The sequence below is a fragment of the Deltaproteobacteria bacterium genome, from assembly GCA_012522415.1.
Lineage (GTDB): Bacteria > Desulfobacterota > Syntrophia > Syntrophales > JAAYKM01 > JAAYKM01.
Genome location: JAAYKM010000099.1, coordinates 1 through 1,772, shown reverse-complemented (window position 1 = coordinate 1,772; position 1,772 = coordinate 1). Strand labels below are relative to the sequence as shown.

Sequence of the window (1,772 nt, the reverse complement as noted above, 5' to 3'; positions counted from 1 at the left end):
CTTTCGGCCAGGTCTATATCGAACAGGGGGGCAACCCCAATCCTTTTGCCCAAAAGCGGGACCTGCGGTCACTTTATTCCCCGAAGGCAGCACGTGTGTTGCGGGTGCTCCTGACTGATTCAAAGAGTCCGTGGAGGAACCAGGCATGGGCGGAGGAAGCGGATGTGAGCCTAGGGCAGATTGCTAACGCCCAGAGGCTTCTTGAAGATCGTAAGTGGCTAAAAAGTTCCAATGCCGGATTGCTGCTCAAAGACCCAGGGAGCCTTCTGACCGAATGGTCTGAAAACTCCAACTACCGGAAGAATATACTACGAAATTACTACACGTTGAAAACGATTGCCGAGATAGAGGCCGACTTGGCTATGGCTTGCGACGGGGAAGGCATCAAGTATGCCTTGACAGGTTTTTCCGGTGCTGTGCGCTATGCTCCTTCCGTTCGTTACCAGCGCGCCATGGCATATGTATCGCGTGATATGGAAATTATTGCGGAGAAGCTTTTGCTGAAAGAAGTGACCAGCGGGGCCAATGTCACTCTTTTTGTACCCTATGACGAAGGTGTCTTTTACGGCACACGACAAATCGACGATATTTGCATAGCATCGCCGGTGCAGGTTTACCTCGATCTGATTGAACTTAAGGGACGCGGATCGGAAGCCGCTCAGGCAATATTGGACGAGGTGATCAAGCGCTCATGGTAACGTGCAGAGATTATACCGCCGAGGCGGTGGAAGCGGCAAAATCCGTACTGATTGAACTGACGCATCTTCTGGGTGAGTATCGGGACAACATCGTGCTCATTGGCGGATGGGTACCGGAATTCTTAATCCCCCAGAAACCGCGCCCCCATGTAGGGAGCATGGATATCGATCTTGCCCTGAACCATTTAAAGATTCAGGAGGCTGGTTACAAACTGATCGAGGAATTGCTCACTTCCCGAGGTTATTATCAGGGGGAAGAAAGGCAGCCCTTCATCTTTTTTCGCGATGTGCCACTCGGTGGTTCGGTTATAAAGGTACAAGTTGATCTTCTATCCGGTGAATATGAGGGCACAGGCAAGAAGCACCGCACCCAGTTGGTTCAGGGAATAAAGGCACGCAAGGCACGCGGTTGTGATTTAGCTTTCGAAATGGTTACTGAGGTATCCGTGGAGGGCGAAATCCCCGGCGGTGGGTTGGACCGCGTGACCGTGAGAGTCGCTTCCATTGTCCCGTTTCTCGTCATGAAGGGGATGGCGCTGGACGATCGGCTCAAGGAGAAAGACGCTTGGGATATTTACTACTGCCTTCTGTTCTATCCTGGTGGGATAGAAACTATTGCGGAAGAATTCCGGCCTCACCTGTCCCATGGTCTGGTTCAGGAAGGACTTGCAAAGATTGCTAAGCACTTTTCCTCCCTCAGATCACTCGGGCCAAAGTTCGTTGCTGATTTTGAAGAAGCCTATGATCAGGAAGATGTAGAGAGAGTCACCCGGGATGCCTTCGAGCGGATAAATGCCTTCTTAAATAGACTGGGGATTGTATGAACAATAAACTGAAAAAATATTCCGAAATGACTCAAGAGCTTGAACAGATCGAATACCGGAAGGGCATGCTTGAAAAGGGCATGAAACCCAATACCCTTCCCGTAAAAATATGGCGGGGAGCAGAAATCCCTGCGGATGTGCGCGCAGCAATAAGCGCGGAAAGCCTGCTTAGCCTCGGCGGCGTTTACGGCAACAAGAAGGCCGGCGATCCGATGGAATACGATTACCTCAAACTGATTCTGACCGACGG

General features: G+C 51.1%; 3 protein-coding genes. All 3 read left to right on the top strand.

Going from position 1 to position 1,772, the window contains the following annotated elements; genetic code table 11:
* Positions 1-164 precede the first annotated feature (164 nt).
* Positions 165-698, top strand: a complete 534-nt coding sequence (locus GX147_08500; protein NLN60725.1) for a hypothetical protein — start codon at positions 165-167, stop codon at positions 696-698.
* The gene (locus GX147_08495) at positions 692-1,522 is read left to right on the top strand and encodes a hypothetical protein (GenBank protein ID NLN60724.1); all 831 of its coding nucleotides are present in this window, start codon (positions 692-694) and stop codon (positions 1,520-1,522) included. The genes GX147_08500 and GX147_08495 overlap by 7 nt, the downstream gene beginning before the upstream one ends.
* Positions 1,519-1,772 (top strand): hypothetical protein (locus tag GX147_08490; protein ID NLN60723.1); only part of this gene is annotated, 254 nt, incomplete at its 3' end. The genes GX147_08495 and GX147_08490, both read left to right, overlap by 4 nt.